Annotated in this window: 16 protein-coding genes; 9 read left to right on the forward strand and 7 right to left on the reverse strand. The window is 60.8% G+C overall.

Annotated features, from left to right (window positions below):
- Window positions 1-48 precede the first annotated feature (48 nt).
- The gene (locus AC097N_RS19595; RefSeq protein WP_479583752.1) at window positions 49-972 is read left to right on the forward strand and encodes an ATP-binding cassette domain-containing protein; all 924 of its coding nucleotides are present in this window, start codon (window positions 49-51) and stop codon (window positions 970-972) included.
- Window positions 965-1,795: an ABC transporter permease gene (locus tag AC097N_RS19600; protein WP_479583753.1), complete on the forward strand. Its 831-nt coding sequence runs from the start codon at window positions 965-967 to the stop codon at window positions 1,793-1,795. The genes AC097N_RS19595 and AC097N_RS19600 overlap by 8 nt, the downstream gene beginning before the upstream one ends.
- Window positions 1,796-1,805: 10 nt before the next feature.
- On the opposite strand, the gene AC097N_RS19605 is transcribed toward AC097N_RS19600, so the two are convergent.
- Both AC097N_RS19605 and AC097N_RS19610 read right to left on the reverse strand, forming a co-directional pair.
- Window positions 1,806-2,543: a Crp/Fnr family transcriptional regulator gene (locus tag AC097N_RS19605; protein WP_479583754.1), complete on the reverse strand. Its 738-nt coding sequence runs from the start codon at window positions 2,541-2,543 to the stop codon at window positions 1,806-1,808.
- Between the two features lie 44 nt (window positions 2,544-2,587).
- Window positions 2,588-3,493, reverse strand: a complete 906-nt coding sequence (locus AC097N_RS19610; protein WP_479583755.1) for a diguanylate cyclase domain-containing protein — start codon at window positions 3,491-3,493, stop codon at window positions 2,588-2,590.
- A gap of 205 nt (window positions 3,494-3,698) precedes the next feature.
- Here AC097N_RS19610 and AC097N_RS19615 point away from each other — a divergent pair, with 205 nt between their 5' ends.
- Entirely contained in the window at window positions 3,699-4,436 is a 738-nt protein-coding gene (locus tag AC097N_RS19615; RefSeq protein ID WP_479583756.1) for a Crp/Fnr family transcriptional regulator, read from the forward strand.
- Between the two features lie 15 nt (window positions 4,437-4,451).
- Here the strand turns inward: AC097N_RS19615 and AC097N_RS19620 are convergent, their stop codons facing one another.
- Both AC097N_RS19620 and AC097N_RS19625 read right to left on the reverse strand, forming a co-directional pair.
- Entirely contained in the window at window positions 4,452-5,504 is a 1,053-nt protein-coding gene (locus tag AC097N_RS19620; protein ID WP_479583757.1) for an extracellular catalytic domain type 1 short-chain-length polyhydroxyalkanoate depolymerase, read from the reverse strand.
- A 76-nt stretch (window positions 5,505-5,580) separates the two neighbouring features.
- Entirely contained in the window at window positions 5,581-6,930 is a 1,350-nt protein-coding gene (locus AC097N_RS19625; RefSeq protein WP_479583758.1) for an MATE family efflux transporter, read from the reverse strand.
- Window positions 6,931-7,392: 462 nt separating this feature from the next.
- Between AC097N_RS19625 and AC097N_RS19630 the strand changes: the two genes are divergently transcribed.
- A complete protein-coding gene (locus tag AC097N_RS19630; RefSeq protein ID WP_479583759.1) occupies window positions 7,393-8,349 on the forward strand; it encodes a carbohydrate porin in 957 nt (318 codons plus the stop codon).
- 80 nt (window positions 8,350-8,429) lie between these two features.
- Here the strand turns inward: AC097N_RS19630 and AC097N_RS19635 are convergent, their stop codons facing one another.
- Window positions 8,430-10,025, reverse strand: coding sequence for a GMC family oxidoreductase (locus tag AC097N_RS19635; RefSeq protein WP_479583760.1), 1,596 nt, complete (start codon window positions 10,023-10,025; stop codon window positions 8,430-8,432).
- Window positions 10,026-10,221: 196 nt separating this feature from the next.
- Here AC097N_RS19635 and AC097N_RS19640 point away from each other — a divergent pair, with 196 nt between their 5' ends.
- The 3 genes from AC097N_RS19640 (at window position 10,222) to AC097N_RS19650 (ending at window position 12,395) form a co-directional block, all read left to right on the forward strand.
- A complete protein-coding gene (locus tag AC097N_RS19640) occupies window positions 10,222-10,677 on the forward strand; it encodes a MarR family winged helix-turn-helix transcriptional regulator (RefSeq protein WP_479583761.1) in 456 nt (151 codons plus the stop codon).
- A 61-nt stretch (window positions 10,678-10,738) separates the two neighbouring features.
- A complete protein-coding gene (locus tag AC097N_RS19645; protein WP_479583762.1) occupies window positions 10,739-11,167 on the forward strand; it encodes an organic hydroperoxide resistance protein in 429 nt (142 codons plus the stop codon).
- Window positions 11,168-11,252: 85 nt separating this feature from the next.
- A complete protein-coding gene (locus AC097N_RS19650; RefSeq protein WP_479583763.1) occupies window positions 11,253-12,395 on the forward strand; it encodes a DUF2855 family protein in 1,143 nt (380 codons plus the stop codon).
- Here AC097N_RS19650 and AC097N_RS19655 read toward each other — a convergent pair.
- Window positions 12,392-12,538, reverse strand: a complete 147-nt coding sequence (locus tag AC097N_RS19655) for a lmo0937 family membrane protein (RefSeq protein ID WP_479583764.1) — start codon at window positions 12,536-12,538, stop codon at window positions 12,392-12,394. The two genes, AC097N_RS19650 and AC097N_RS19655, sit on opposite strands and share 4 nt — an antisense overlap.
- A gap of 152 nt (window positions 12,539-12,690) precedes the next feature.
- A complete protein-coding gene (locus AC097N_RS19660) occupies window positions 12,691-13,104 on the reverse strand; it encodes a potassium channel family protein (RefSeq protein ID WP_479583765.1) in 414 nt (137 codons plus the stop codon).
- A gap of 141 nt (window positions 13,105-13,245) precedes the next feature.
- Here AC097N_RS19660 and AC097N_RS19665 point away from each other — a divergent pair, with 141 nt between their 5' ends.
- Both AC097N_RS19665 and AC097N_RS19670 read left to right on the forward strand, forming a co-directional pair.
- On the forward strand, window positions 13,246-13,998 hold the full coding sequence (locus tag AC097N_RS19665) for a metallophosphoesterase family protein (protein WP_479583766.1): 753 nt from the start codon (window positions 13,246-13,248) through the stop codon (window positions 13,996-13,998).
- Window positions 13,995-15,470 (forward strand): serine/threonine protein kinase, encoded by a 1,476-nt coding sequence (locus tag AC097N_RS19670; RefSeq protein ID WP_479583767.1) that lies wholly within the window; start codon window positions 13,995-13,997, stop codon window positions 15,468-15,470. Before AC097N_RS19665 ends, AC097N_RS19670 begins: the two co-directional genes overlap by 4 nt.
- Window positions 15,471-15,485 lie beyond the last annotated feature (15 nt).

A 15,485-nucleotide genomic window follows, 5' to 3' on the forward strand; every position in this document is an offset into this window, starting at 1 on the left:
AAGAGCGACCTACCCGCGCCTGAGGGCGGCCTGGGTCACAATCAAACCATGGAGAAACCAATTTTATCTGTGCAAAATTTGCGCAAGTCTTACGGCGGTGCCACGGTGGTGGATGACCTGTCGTTTGCGATCGCCCCGGGTGAGTGCCTGGGCGTCATCGGCCCCAACGGTGCAGGCAAAACCACCACCATTCGCATGTGCCTGGGCCTGAGCCACCCGGATGGCGGCAGCATCACCGCGTTTGGTTTGCAAATGCCGCATGACGCGCTCGCCATCAAGGCGCAACTCGGTGTGGTAACCCAGTTGGACACGCTGGACCCGGACTTCAGTTGCGCTGAAAACCTGCTGGTCTATGGCCGTTATTTCGGCATGCAGAGTCAGCAGATTCGCGAGCGCATCCCGGCCCTGCTGGAGTTTGCCTCGCTGACCCACAAGGCCAACGCCAAGCCGGGTGAACTCTCCGGCGGCATGAAGCGCCGCCTGAGCCTGGCCCGCGCGCTGGTCAACAACCCCCGGCTCCTGCTGCTGGACGAACCCACCACCGGGCTGGACCCGCAGGCCCGCCACCTGATGTGGGAGCGGCTGCAACTGCTGCTGGCCGAGGGCAAGTCCATCTTGCTCACCACCCACTTCATGGACGAGGCCGAACGCCTGTGCTCGCGCCTGCTGGTGCTGGACCACGGCAAGAAGATTGCCGAAGGTGCGCCGCGTGACCTGATTGCCCAGTACCTGGAGCCCGATGTGGTCGAGGTCTATGGCAATGGCGCGCAAGAGCTGGTCAACGCGCCCCTCAAGACGCTGGCAGCCCGCATTGAGGTAAGTGGTGAAACTGTCTTTTTCTACACGCAGGACGCGCACCAGTTGCTGGCGGCCTTGAAGCCTTATCCGCACCTGCGCACCCTGCACCGGCCCGCCAATCTGGAGGACTTGTTCCTCAAGCTCACCGGCCGGCAAATGCGGGAGGATGCATAACATGGCTACCCCAGCCCACATCACCAAAACGCAAAGCGTGTGGCGCGCCCCCGAACTTTCGATGCGCTTCTGGCCAGTGTTCTTGCGCAACCTGCTGGTCTGGCGCAAGCTGGCCATCCCCAGCCTGGTGGGCAACATTGCGGAGCCGCTGATGTGGCTGGTGGCCTTTGGCTACGGCATGGGCGCGCTCGTGGGCAAGGTGACGGTGGACGGCACGCCCGTGCCCTACATCCTGTTTCTGGCCAGTGGTTCGATTTGCATGAGCGCCATGCAGGCCGCGTCGTTCGAGGCGCTGTACTCGGCGTTTTCACGCATGCAGGTGCAAAAGACCTGGGACGGCATCATGAACGCGCCGGTCAATCTGGACGATATCGTGCTGGCCGAAATGTTGTGGGCGGCGTTCAAGGCGCTGTTCACGGTGACGGCCATTCTGGGCGTGATGCTGGCCCTGGGCATCAGCTACAGCCCCAAGCTGCTGGTGGCCTGGCCGGTGTTGCTGGGTGTGGGCATTACCTTCAGCTGCCTGGCGCTGGTCTTCAACGCGCTGGCCAAGGGTTACGACTTTTTCACCTACTACTTCACGCTGTTCCTCACGCCCATGATGTTCCTGAGCGGCATCTTTTTTCCGCTGGACCAACTGCCCCCGGTGGTGCGTGTGATCTCGCAATGGTTACCGCTCACCAATGCGGTGGACCTGGTGCGCCCCCTGTTCATGGACCAATGGCCAGCCAACCCCTGGCGCCACGTGGGGGTGTTGGTGGCGTATGCCGTGGTGGGTTTCTGGTTGGCGCTGGCGCTCACGCGCAAGCGGTTTCGGGGGTGACGAAGCCGGACTACGACGCGGCCACCGCCTCGCGGTGCCGCACATCGCTCAAAAGGCGATTGATTTCAGTCTTGACCACGGCGTAACACTCACAAACCCGTGACTCCAGTCCTCGGCGGTCCATGATGCCGATATGACCGCGGCGGTAACGGATGTAGCCAGCGGCTTGTAAATTTCCTGCCGCCTCGGTCACGCTGCCTCGCCGGACCCCCAGCATGCTGGCGACCAGCTCCTGGGTCATGACCAACTCCTGTGCGGGTAGCCGGTCCAGCGTCAGCAACAACCAGCGACACAGCTGTTGTTCCACCGAATGGTGGCGATTGCAGGCGGCAGTTTGGGCCATCTGGGTCATCAGCGCCTGGGTATAGCGCAGCAGCAAGCGCTGTAGCGGACCGGCCCGGTTGAATTCCCGCTGCAAAATCCTGCGCTCCAGCCGATAGGCGTATCCGCCCGTCTGTACCACGGCGGAACTGGGCGTCGTGTTCCCGCCCATGAAGAGCGAGATGCCGACCATACCCTCGTGGCCAACACCCGCTGTTTCTGCCGTCGCGCCTGATTCCGTGACGTAGTGCAACGACACGATGCTGGTGGTCGGGAAATAGGCATGGCGCAGTTGCTCACCCGGTTCATACAGCATGTTGCCAAGCGCCATCGGAACCAGTTCCAGATGATCCGCCAGGCATTCAAAATCTGGCGACGGTAGTGCGCAAAGCAGATGGTTTTGAATGGGGTCGTAAAGTTTTTTCATTCGAAACTCAATTTATGGGTTTTGAAAAGTGGCACGTGGTTTGATCACGCGTCCGGGAGTTCATCGAAGAAGGCATAGCCGGATTGGCTGCGCTTGGCCTTGAACATGGCCGCATCGGCGTTTTTTAACAAGGACTCGGCACCTTCGTCACCGGGGGCGCCTATTGCCACGCCGATGCTGGGGGGAACCGTGAGCGTGAGATGGCCGATCTGGATAGGCGCGGACACATGGTCAAACAATTTGCTGGCGAGCAAGCCCAGTTGCAGGCGGCTGGGTTGCCCGGCCAGCAGGCAGGCGAACTCGTCGCCACCGAGACGGCCCACCATGTCGCCATTGCGCACGCTTTGCATCAGGCGTGCGGAGATGATCTTGAGCAGCTCATCACCTGCTGCGTGTCCATGGGTGTCGTTGATTTGCTTGAAGCCATCCAGGTCGATGTACATCACCGCCAACCCGGAGTCACTGTCGGTCAGTTGCATCAGTCGTTGTTGAAGCCGGTCGCGAAAGTAGCGGTTGTTGGCCAATTGCGTCAATCCGTCGTGTTGCGACAAATAACGTGAATGCTGCTCCCGTACGATGGTCGCTGCGAGGTCGTTGCGCAATTGGGCCAATTGGGTCTGCGCATCGAACACCTGAAGGTCCAGATGCTCGCTGTGCCGTTGGGCATCTCTTTGCGCTGCATGAAGCTGGTCCAGCGCCTCAACGCAATCCAGGATACCGCTGCGGACTGGGTGGCCCGTGCTCTCCGGCCGCTCGCCGACGAGAAACCTGAGCCGATCCTTGACGGCATTGAACAAGTCGTTCCAATCGTCTGCAGCGAGCGGCGGAGGCAGTCTCAGTGACCCTGTTGGACTGAGGTCAAAGTTGATGGGCTCGTTCTTGTGGCTGTACCTGGCGTGCAATACGCCGGGTGTAATACGGGTGGAGCGTCTGGGGGCAGGTCGGATCATGACGAAGTCCTTGGTGAAATCGATGAGGAAAAATCGATGCATGTCGGCCACAGGTCTTCCATTGACGACTCTGGCGCAGCTAAGATGACCGGTGGTGTATCAGGGATGAACATAGAGATGCAATGTATGCGCCCGCTTTTCTGCTTGCTATGTCAAAAGACACGGCCCGCCGGGGATGCCCGCTTCTTCAACATGAAAGACACACTTGGCCGAAATCCTCTGTAACGACTGCCGATTGCGGCAATTGAATTTGTTCCTGGACCATACCGCCGAGGAGCTTGAGTTGGTGCAGTCCCTCAAGCGGCGCGAGATGAGTTTGGGTGCCGGCGAGACCTTGATTCACGAGGGCCAGACCGACGCGCCGCTGTTCACGCTGCGCCAGGGCTGGGCTTTTCGCTTCAAGACCCTGAGTGATGGACGCCGCCAGATCCTGAGTTTTCTGCTGCCGGGAGATTTCATCGGCGTTCAGCAAAAGATGGGGGATGCCGCAGCGCACGGGGTGATGACCCTGACGGACGCCTTGTTCTGCGTTTTTCAGCGCGATTCCCTCTGGCAGCTGCACCGCCAGTCCCCCACCATGGGATTCAATATCACCTGGCTGACCGCGCACGAAGAGTCCCTGGTCGATGACACCTTGCTCTCGGTGGGGCGAAGAAGCGCCGAAGAGCGCATTGCCATGCTGCTGATTCTTCTCTTCAAGCGTGCCGCAGCCATGGAAGCCGATGCGGGGGCCAGTGGCGTGCCGTTTCCTCTGACGCAGCAACACATCGCGGATGGATTGGGTTTGTCTCTGGTGCATACCAATAAGACGCTGCGCAAACTGGAGCAGCGTGGTTTGCACCAGGTACTTGACGGACGTCTGTACATGCGCGATGTGAAGGCGCTGGTGCGCCTGGCCGACCTGTACGGCGACGGGCGTCCGCCACAACGGCCGCTGGTCTGATCGGGAGTCCGGCGCTCAGGTTTTGTCGGTGGCTCGGTTGGCAAATTGCTTCGCCGCAAAAGCCCAGATCATTTTGGACGCATCCGGGCCCTTGGGGTCACTGAAGGCTTTGCCCGCCGCGCCGCCGCTCCAGGCATGGGCCAAGCCGCTGACCACGCACAGGGTCGCGACGAGGCGCCCTTTGTTTTTGTAGTCGGTGATCGTGGCGGCGTAGCGCGCACCGCGTTGCACGGTGCGGGGAATGCCCGGCCTTGCTTCTTCCCGGGTCGCCCACAGCTGCGCAGCGGCAACGCCGTTACTCGGTGCCACGAGCGGGTCGGCGCTACCCTGAATGATCAGCAACGCGGGCAGGTGTTCGCCAGCAGACAAGGGCGCAAGCGGGGGTGCTGAACGGCGACCGCGCATGGCACTCAGCGCCGTGGCTGACGACTGCGCCGCGCCCGGCGCAATGCCTGAATGCATGGCGATGGCCCGGTAGCGCTGCGGGTGGCGCACCGCCATCAATGCGGCGGTGCTGGCCCCGGCCGAGATGCCCGCCAGGGCGATGCGGTTCGGGTCGACCGGCTGCAGCAGGCAGACCTGGTCAATGGCCGCGTCGATCGAGTCAGCCTCGCGCTGGGCGCGGCCTGAGCGGGTGTCGTACCAGTTCCAGCACCCTTGTGCATTGGCCAGGCGGTCCTGCTCGGGGTACAGCACCAAAAAACGCTCGCGCGCGGCGATGCGGTTCATTTGGCTGCTGGCCGCCAGGGCGGCCCCGTCCTGCGCACAGCCATGCAGCATGACCAGGAGCGGCAGCCGCTCGGTACGGCGCACACCCGGCGGTTTGTACAGGTGGTAACCCCGCGCGCCGGTGGCGCCAAGGGCCACGCCCTTGTGCCAATGGGCTGCAGATGAACGTGGTGTTGCGGTCCGTGTGCGTTTGGGGGCCGTGGCCTTGCGCGCTTTCGGGGCTGCGCGCAGCGACTGCTTGACTGCTTTGGTTCCGGTGCGCAGGGCCGTGCGTGTCAGAGAGGTCAGTGTGCGCTGGAGTGACTTGCTCCAGAAAGCATTTGTAGTTTTTCTTGTCATGGCTTTCTGGACGTTATTTTGCTATCTAATTAATAGCTTCTTGTGCACGGTGGACGTGGGCTACAGGCTATTTTCATCATAATCTTCGCACTCTGCGCTGGACCTTGCGGGCATGGGGCAGCCAGCCGTGCCAATGCCAGCGCGCCATCATCAGCAAGCCGCGCACCCATTCGTCGGCGGCGTACGCGACAAAGATGCCCGGCAGCCCCCATGCGCGGCCCAGGTAGTAGGAGCCCAGCCCCAGCACCAGCACGAACGATCCGACGCTGGCCACCACCGGGTAGATGGCGTCACCCGTGGCGCGCAAGGCCCCGGTGACGATGAGGTTGAACACGCGCCCGGTCTCCAGGGCAATGGCAATCCACAACAGGGTTTGCGCGGCTTCCATGACCTGGGGGTCTTTGGTGAAGATTCGCAGCAGCCAGGGCGCTGCCAACGCGGCGCCCAGCGCCATGCCGCCCGAGGCCACCAGTCCGTTGCGTACCGCTTTCATGACCAGCGTGTGCGCTTGCTGAAACTGCCCGCTGCCTACCAGGCGCCCCACCATGATCTCGCAGGCCCAGCCAATGGCCAGGCTGATGAGCAGCACGTATTTGAGGAGTTGCAGGGTATAGGAGTGGGTGGCCAGGGCCACCACACCCAAGCGGGCGGCCGTGGCCAGTGACACCATGAAGGCGGCACGGTAACCCAGCTCGGCCGTGGCGCCTGGCACACCAATGCGCAGCACCGGCTTCAACACACGGGGCTGCAAAGCCCACCAGTGGCGCACGTTGGGCACCAGATTCATCCGCTTTTTCCACAGCACCAGATGCAGCCACAAGCCCAGGGCGCGGCTGGCCAGCAAGGCCACGGCAAAGCCATAGAGGCCCATGCCCTCCCAGGGGCCCACGCCCAGCATCAACGGCACAGCCAGCAGCAGGTGGCTACCTTGCATGGCGATCATCACCCGCAGGGAGTCTTTCACGTGCAGGTGCGCCCGCAGGATGGAGGCCATGGTCAGGTTGTAGCCCTCCAGCAGGGCGGCGGGTGCCAGTAACTGCAGGTAGGGTGCGGCCAGGGGCCAGATGGGCTCGGGGGCGTTCAGCACATCCAGAATGAGCTCATTGCCCAGCAGCAAGAACGTCATCACCGCCAGACCGGCCCAGGTGCAGGCGCCCAGGCCTGACAGGGCAGTCCGCCGCGCCGCGTCGTCCTGTTGCCCGCCCAGCATTTGCGTGATGACCACGCCCATGCCGATGGCCAGCACCCGAAACACCACAAACAGGGTTTCCAGCACCTGGTTGGCCAGCCCGAAGCTGCCTGCCGCGCCGTCTGACGCGTGTGACGCCAGCCACAGACCCGCCAGGGCCACGCTGTAGCCCAGCAGAAATTCGCCCAGGATGGGACCGGCAACGGCGTTGAGCCTGGGGCGATCAGAAAAGTTCATGCGGAGTTGGGCGTAGGAAAAAACGCAAGCGCTTGGGCGAATGTACCAGTGTCAAGGTTTTGCAACATCGGTGCCCGGCGTGCTTTTGCAGGAGATCGTGTCGGCCGACAACGGGATAAAGCATTGTTTTTTGTCAATCAAGTGGTTTTTTTACATTTTTGTGTTGTGAAGACCTTGCAAATTTTCTGTTTTGTTGTGTAACTCCAACTGAAAAGCCCCAAAAAGACTAGTGGTTTACACCAGTTCATATTTCATTAATTAAGCATGTTTGATGTGTATCAAGAGTGATAGCTTTACAAAAACGGTTCTGTAACTTGTTTGTAACCCTTCTTGGTGTTTTCCCGATGATTTGAAAAAAAAATTCGGTTCAAAGAAACAATTGGAACGTCCTTTGAAAGCCAAAGGCCAATTCGGCAAAGCTCAGTGCTGCTGTTTTTCAAGATCATCTAACCGGAAATTTCCATGAATCAAATCGTCAAGTTGTCTGCTCGTACCGCTGTTGCTGCAGCTGTTTTGTCTTTGGGTGGCGCTGCTTTTGCGGCTGTTGCATTTGATGCCAACCTCGAGCTCGACAACACTTACCACAGCGGTTCTTACGTTGACAACATCGCCACTACCGACAAGGGTCTGACCCAGGGCGGCCGCGTTGAATTGAACGCTGCCAGCAAAGCCGGTGCCGACATGTTTGTGGCCGCTCGCGCCTCCTTCCTGGCACAAAAGACCGGTGGCGTTGCCACTGACGACATGTGGGTCCAGGTCGGATCGTCCAAAGGCGACGTGAAGCTCGGCCGTTTTGAAGCTGCTGACTTGTTCCCATTGGCACAAGACACATTGGTTTACCACGCTGGCAATGTGTACGGCACCAACAGCCTGCGCGGTCGCAAGGACAGCAACCAATTTCACGCGGCCGGCACCGTCAACCTCGGCAGCGGTTTGAGCTTGGAGATCGGTGTGGTCGAACACCGCATTGCCAACATGGCTAAAGGTGTGCGTCCCGTACTGTCCTACGCCGCAGGTCCGTTGACCGCACGCCTGGGTTTTGAGTCCGGAAAATACTTTGGCTCCAACAACGACGTCGCTGGTGTTGGCGCCACTGTGGGCTACAACTTTGGTGGCTTCACATTGACCGGCAACATTGCCAGCGGCAAGACTGATGCAGCTAGCCGCGACAGCCAAAGCTCTTTGGGCTTGACTGCTGCAGTGGGCTCTTTGGTGGTGGGTGTGATCTCTGCCAAGACCGAAGCTGCTGTGGGTGAGGACACCGTGCAAACCGTGTACGCTTCCTACGCCATGCCTTTGTTTGGCATCAAGGGCGCGACCATCACGCCCGCGCTGTCGGCTTCCACTGGCAAAATCGGTGCGACTGGCGTCGAGTCCAATGACACTGGTTTCCGCGTCCGCTTCAACTACGCTTTCTAAGCAACCGGTTAACTCTTTCTCTCCAGAAAAAAGCTTGATAGGTGCCCGCAAGGGCACCTTTTTTTTGTCCGTCTTTTCTGTCAGATCCGCTGGGCCGCCTTGATCATGTCCGCGGCCTTCTCGGCAATCATGATGACGGGCGCGTTGGTATTGCCCCCCACCACGCGCGGCATGATGGATGCGTCCACCACGCGCAGGCCTTCCAGCCCATGCACGCGCAACTGGGCGTCCACCACGTCCATGGCGCCAGAGCCCATGCGGCACGTGCTCACCGGGTGGTAAATGGTGTCGGCATGGTCCCGGATAAATTGTTCAATCTGTGAGTCCGTTTTGGCGTTGGCTGACGACGCCAGTTCTTTGCCGCCCATGCTCGCGAGGGCCGGTTGGGACAAAATCTTCCGCATCACCTTGAAGCCCCGAATCAGGCGGTCCATGTCGTCGCGATTACCCAGAAAGTTGGGGTCAATCAGCGGTGCAGCCCAGGGGTCTTTGCTGGCCAGTTTGAGGGTGCCGCGGCTCAGGGGGCGCAGCAGGCACACGTGGCAAGAGTAACCATGACCCAAGGTGGTGGTGCGTCCGTGGTTCACCAGTTTGCCCACCACAAAGTGCAGTTGCAGATCCGGCATGGTCTCGCTGTCCTGGCTTTTGATGAAGGCACCCGCTTCCGCAAAATTGGAGGTGAGCATGCCGGAGCGTGACTTGCGCCACTCAAATATCCCTTTGATCGCGCGCACCATGCCATTGAGCGACAGGCCAAACAGGTCTTTGGCGTGGGGTGCATCCACGACCTGCACCACGTCAATGTGGTCATGCAGGTTTTGGCCTACGCCTGGCAGGTCATGCACGGTGGCAATGCCGTTCTCCACCAGATGGGCATGCGGCCCAATGCCTGAGAGCATCAAAATTTGCGGCGATTGCAGGGCGCCGGCACACAGCAGTACTTCACGCGAGGCCTTGAGCTGTTTGAGCTGGCCCTCGTGCTGAAATTCCACCCCGACGGCGCGTTTGCGCTCCACCAGGATGCGGGTGGTGTGGGCTTCCGTGAAGACGTGCAGGTTGGGCCGCGCGAGGTTGGGGGTCAGGTAGCCCTTGGCCGCGCTGAAGCGCTCGCCATTTTTGTGCGTGACCTGGTACATGCCGACACCTTCCTGGTTCCTGCCGTTGAAGTCTGGCGTGTAGGGAAATCCGGCCTGTTGACCAGCCTGCACAAACAAGGGCCCATACGGGTTGGGGCTGCGCAGGTCCATCACATGGAGCGGTCCACCGGTGCCATGAAAGGCATCGGCTCCGCGTTCGTTGTTTTCGGCTTTTTTGAAGTAGGGCAGCACGTCGTCATATCCCCAGCCGGTATTGCCTTCTGCGGCCCAGTGGTCGTAGTCGTCGCGGTGGCCGCGGGTGTAAATCATGGCGTTGATGCTGCTGGAGCCGCCTAGTACCTTGCCGCGCGGCTGGTAGCCTTTGCGGCCGTTCAGTCCGGGTTGGGGCACAGTCTCAAACCCCCAGCCTGCCATGCCCGTCTTGGCCATCACGGCCAAGCCGGCCGGACAATGAATCAAGACGCTGTTGTCCGCCGGACCCGCTTCAAGCAGGGCGACGTTGATGTCGGGGTTCTCGCTGAGTCGGGCCGCCAGAACACAACCGGCCGAGCCGCCGCCAATGATGATGTAGTCGAACATGTTTTTCTCCAGGCACCTTGTGAATCATTTTTTGGGTGTGCCGTCGGATGACCTTACCGCAAAGCGTTGGCAGCGTTTAGAGGGGTGTCTCCAGCCCGGTCTCGCGAGCGACGCGTAGGGCCCGATGAACGTCTCGCTGGCGAGTTGAGTTGCATATTTAATTGCACACAATTTAATTGTGTGCAATAATAAACGCATGATTTCTCCAAACGCACAGTCCTCCTCCGATCCCGCGCTGTTGCTGGACAACCAGTTGTGCTTCGCCCTGTACTCCACATCCCTGGCGATGACCAAGCTGTACAAGCCCTTGCTCGCCGCACTCGGGCTCACTTACCCGCAATACCTGGTCATGCTGGTGCTGTGGGAGCAGGACGGTTTGTCGGTGTCTGACCTGGGCGAGCGCCTGTTTTTGGACTCTGGCACCCTGACCCCCTTGCTCAAGCGCATGGAGGCGGCTGATTTGCTGGTTCGAACCCGCTCGCCCGACGACGAACGCCGGGTCCACATCACGCTCACCGCTGGTGGACAAAAACTCAAACTCAGTGCCGCCAAAGTCCCCGGGTGTGTGGTGAGCGCGGTGCAATGTCCGGTGCCTGAATTGATGGCGCTAACCCACAAGGTGCAGGCCTTGCGCAGCGCCTTGCTGATTTGATTTTTTGAGTTTCTTCCCGTTTTTAACCCGCTTCGCTGAAGCATTTTTCCAAGGAAATACCATGGTCACCAAAGTCGAAAAAGTTGTTTATCAAGCCCACGCCACCTCCACAGGCGGACGTGATGGCGCCACCAAGTCATCGGACGGATTGTTGGATGTCAAGCTGAGCGTCCCGAAAGAAATGGGCGGCGCCGGGGGTGGCGTCAACCCCGAACAATTGTTTGCAGCGGGCTACAGCGCGTGTTTTCTGGGCGCCATGAAATATGTGGCCGGCCTGCAAAAAGTGGCCGTACCTGCGGACACCACCATCAATGCCACGGTGGGCATCGGCCAGATTCCTGCCGGTTTTGGTATCGAAGTGCAAATGCTCATCAGCCTGCCGGGTATGGACCGTGCAGTCGCCCAGGCGTTGGTCGACAAAGCGCATGAGGTGTGCCCTTACTCCAACGCCACACGCGGCAACATTGAAGTGACCTTGACACTCGCCTGATCTGCGGCGCGCACGCGCCCGGGCTCTGTCACCAAGGCGGCCTGCACCGATTGTCGGGGCGGGCCGCTTCGTTTATGGTCTCTCCATGAACACACTTGACTTCCTGGTTCGCAAGGACCAACTCGCCACGGCTGAACTGCGCAGCATGCCCGAGCAGCCTTTGAATGAGGGCGAGGTGCGCGTGCGCATTGACCGCTTTGCCCTGACCTCCAACAACATCACCTACGCTGCATTTGGCGAGGCCATGAACTACTGGGCCTTCTTTCCTGTGGGGGGTCTGGACGATGCCGGTTGGGGGCGTATTCCGGTGTGGGGTTTTGGCACCGTGGTGCAGTCCCTGCACGCAGGCGTGGCTGTAGGTGAGCGGCTCTATGGGTACTTCCCGATGTCCAGCAGCGTAGTGCTACAGCCTGCGCGTCTTTCACCGGCGGGGTTTTCAGATGGAGCGGAGCACCGCGCCAGCCTGCACCCGGTGTACAACCAGTATTTGCGCAGCAGCGCTGATCCGTTTTACACCGCCGACAGCGAAGACATCCAGGCCTTGTTGCGTCCCTTGTTCATCACGTCATGGCTGATTGACGACTTCCTGGCCGACAACGATTTCTTTGGCGCCCGTGATTCGGCCGACCAGCCCGGCATGATGTTGTTGTCCAGCGCATCCAGCAAAACAGCTTATGGCACAGCGTTCCAGCTCGCGCAGCGGTCTGGCATTGACGTGGTGGGTTTGACGTCGCCGGGCCATGTGGCCTTTTGTGAAGGCCTGGGCTGTTACCACCGTACGTTGACCTACGATCAGCTTGACCAATTGAATGCCGAGGTGCCGTGCATTTACATCGATTTTGCCGGAAATGCCTCTTTGCGCCGTGCCATTCATACCCGGTTCACCCATCTCAAATACAGCAGTTCGATCGGAGGCACGCACGTTGAGCAACTCGGTGGCGCAAAAGACTTGCCCGGTCCCAGGGCCACCCTGTTTTTCGCGCCAGCACAGATCAAAAAGCGCAGCTCCGAATGGGGTGCACCAGAACTGGGTCAACGGCTTGTCAAAAGCTGGCAGGCCTTCATTGCCCAAGTCAACAACCCGGCGCATCCGTGGCTGGTGGCCGAGCAGCATCAAGGCCCTCAGGCTGTCGCGGCGGCGTACCAGCAAGTGCTGGGTGGCCGTGGCGATCCGCGTGGAGGGCGCATCCTGACGCTGAGCTGTGTATCAGCGTCGCAGGGGTGTTAATTCGAGCCGCGCCGCCCCAGCAGGTTGATCACAATCATGACCACCGCCACCACCAGCAAAATGTGCAGCAGGCCGCCCATGGTATAGGCGGTGATCAATCCGAGAAGCCACAAAACGATCAGCACAACAGCGATTGAAAGCATACAAGGCCCTTCTGGGTTGGGACTGCTGAGAGCGGGAACAGGTCGCCCCCGGTACAGACAATCAAAGACCCAGTATCCACAAGGTAGAGCGATTTGTCTGTGGGATGGGGCACATAGCAAGTCGTTGCAGTGTGCCCCGCCAGCGGCCGATTTCAGCGCGTATCGCGCGTGGTGGTTTTGAGTTCGCGCAACTCGGCGTGCAGGCTGCGCACCTCGGCGCGCAGGGCGCCGATCTCGGACATCAGGTCGTGTTCAACCTGACGTTCTTCTGTTTCGACAAACATCGCCGCCACCGAGGCCGTGACCAGCGAGAGCACGGCCAGCCCCAGCAAGACCACCACCACCGAGAACGCGCGCGAGGCATGGGTGCTGGGGACAATGTCGCCATAGCCCACGGTGGCGGCGGTGGTGAACGCCAGCCAGAGCCCGTCTGCCAAGGTCACGGCGCCGGGCTCCAGGATCCAGAACCCGACGCCGCCCAAACCCAGAATAAACAGGCAGAGCACGAGCGAGTACATCAGCCCGCGCCGGGTAATGAGTCGTTTGCGTTGTTGCCATTTCTGCATGGCTTGACTTTACAGGGCATTGGCCCTGCCAATGCTTGATTTGCGTCAAATGGACCCCGGCAGACTGCACGCAAACTTGCTGTCAGGCGCTTCGGGCATGATGCGCCAACACGCCCGGGGGGCGATAAAAAAAGGAGACCCATGAAGCTGGCATTGTTGTCGGACATTCACTCGAACATACAGGCCTTTGACGCCTGTCTGTCGCATGCCCGCGAACGCCATGCAGACCAGTTTGCCTTGTTGGGCGATTTGGTGGGTTATGGTGCCGACCCGGTCGCCGTGGTCCGGCAGGCACAGGCCCTCGCTGCGCAAGGGGCCCTGCTGGTCAAGGGCAACCACGACGAGATGGCGATCTCGCCCCCGGCAACCGTCATCACCATGGGGGACAGCACCGCGGAATGGACCCATGAACAACTTGATGAAAGCCAGCGGGCGTTCCTGGAAGACTTGCCGATGACGCTTCAGCACCACGCCATCATGCTGGTGCACGCCAGCCTGGACGGGCCCGAGCTTTGGCGCTATGTGTACGACCAGCGTGGCGCCGCGGCCAGTCTGGGCGCGGCCAGCGTCATACCGGAGGTGCGCTACGTTTTTGGCGGCCATGTGCACATGCAAACGCTCTATTACCGCGGCGCGGGGCCGGGTCTTATGAAGTTCTCGCCCACGCCGGGCGTGGCGGTGCCTGTCCCCAAACATCGCCACTGGCTGGCCACGGTGGGTTCCGTCGGCCAGCCGCGGGACGGTAATCCCCAGGCCATGTACGCCTTGTTTGATACCGATAAGTCACAACTGACGTTTCACCGGGTGTCCTATGACCACCACGCGGCGGCGGCGGCGATCCGGGAGGCTGGCTTGCCCGGGTATTTTGCGGACCGCCTGGAGACGGGTCGATGAAGCGGCTGGAGCCCGGTGCCCAGCTGGATGGATTCACCATTGAAGAATGTATCCACTCCGGCGGCATGGCCCATATTTACCGCGTGCATTACACCGACGGGGCGAGTGACCCGGGCTTCCCCATGGCCATGAAGGTGCCGCGCATGACGGCGGGCGACGGGGCCGAGAACATTGTCAGCTTTGAGGTGGAGCACCAGATCATGCAAGTGATTTCTGGTGCCCACGTGCCGCGCTTTGTGGCCGCCGGTGATCTGGAAAAGGTGCCCTACCTTGTCATGGAGTACGTGCACGGCCAAACCCTGCAGCATTGGCTTGACGCGCCGGAGCGTCCGGACGCCGAGACCCTGGCTCGCCTGGGCGCGGCAGTGGCGCTCGCCGTGCACAGTCTGCATCAACAAAACACGGTGCACCTCGATTTGAAACCGGCCAATGTGCTCATCCGGCCGGATGGCAACGCTGTGTTGCTGGACTTTGGCTTGTCCTGCAACGCGCTCTACCCTGACTTGCTGGCCGAACAACTGCGCAAGGCGGTGGGCTCACCTGCGTGGATAGCGCCCGAGCAAGTGGTGGGGGTCCGGGGCGATCCGCGCAGCGATATTTTTGCCATTGGCGTGATGTTGTATGAGCTGGCCACCGGTGAGCTCCCCTTCGGCGCACCCCAAACGCTGGGCGGTTTGCGCCAGCGGCTGTGGATGGACCCCGTGCCGCCGCGCAAGCTGCAGCCGCAGTTGCCCGAGTGGTTGCAAGAAGTCATCTTGCGTTGTCTGGCACCGGAGGCTGCGCAGCGCTACCCGTCGGCCGCGCATCTGGCATTTGACTTGCGCCATCCCGAGCATGTCACCGTGTCTGAGCGCGGCCGCAACACCCGGAGTACCGGGTTCAGAACGCACTTCAAGCGCTGGATCAAGGCCGCGGGCATGCACTACCAGCCGAGCCCCCTGCCGGCACAACAGATTGAAGAAGTGCCCATCGTGATGGTCGCCATCCCCCACAAGGATGTGCAGGATGCCACGCTGTACTCGCTGCGTCAGGCCGTGGAGCGCACGCTGGGCACGCGCCCCGGCGCCCGGCTGGCTTGTGTGACGGTGATCTCGTCGGGACAGACCAGTGCCTCCAGCCATGAGTCCAGTGAAACCAGTGTGCATCGCCGTTACCTGGCCAATTTGCGCCAGTGGGCACAGCCGCTGGATCTGGCAGGGCACCAAACGTCCTTTCACGTGCTGGAGTCAGGCGATGTGGCGCAGGCATTGGTGAACTATGCGGTGGGCAACCATGTCAGCGTGATTGTCATGGGCGCCGCGACCCACGGCTTGATGACACAGCGTTTTGTGGCCACTGTGCCCATCAAGGTGGCGATGGACGCGCCCTGCACGGTGATCCTGGTCAAGCAGGCCTTGCCGTTTGAGGCGCTGGTGGCGCAGGCCGCCAAAATGAAACCCGTCTGGAACCGGGATCTGGACGCGCCGTTTTAACCGGTGGACGCCGAG

It is taken from the genome of Rhodoferax sp. LS1R11 (genome assembly GCF_056521395.1).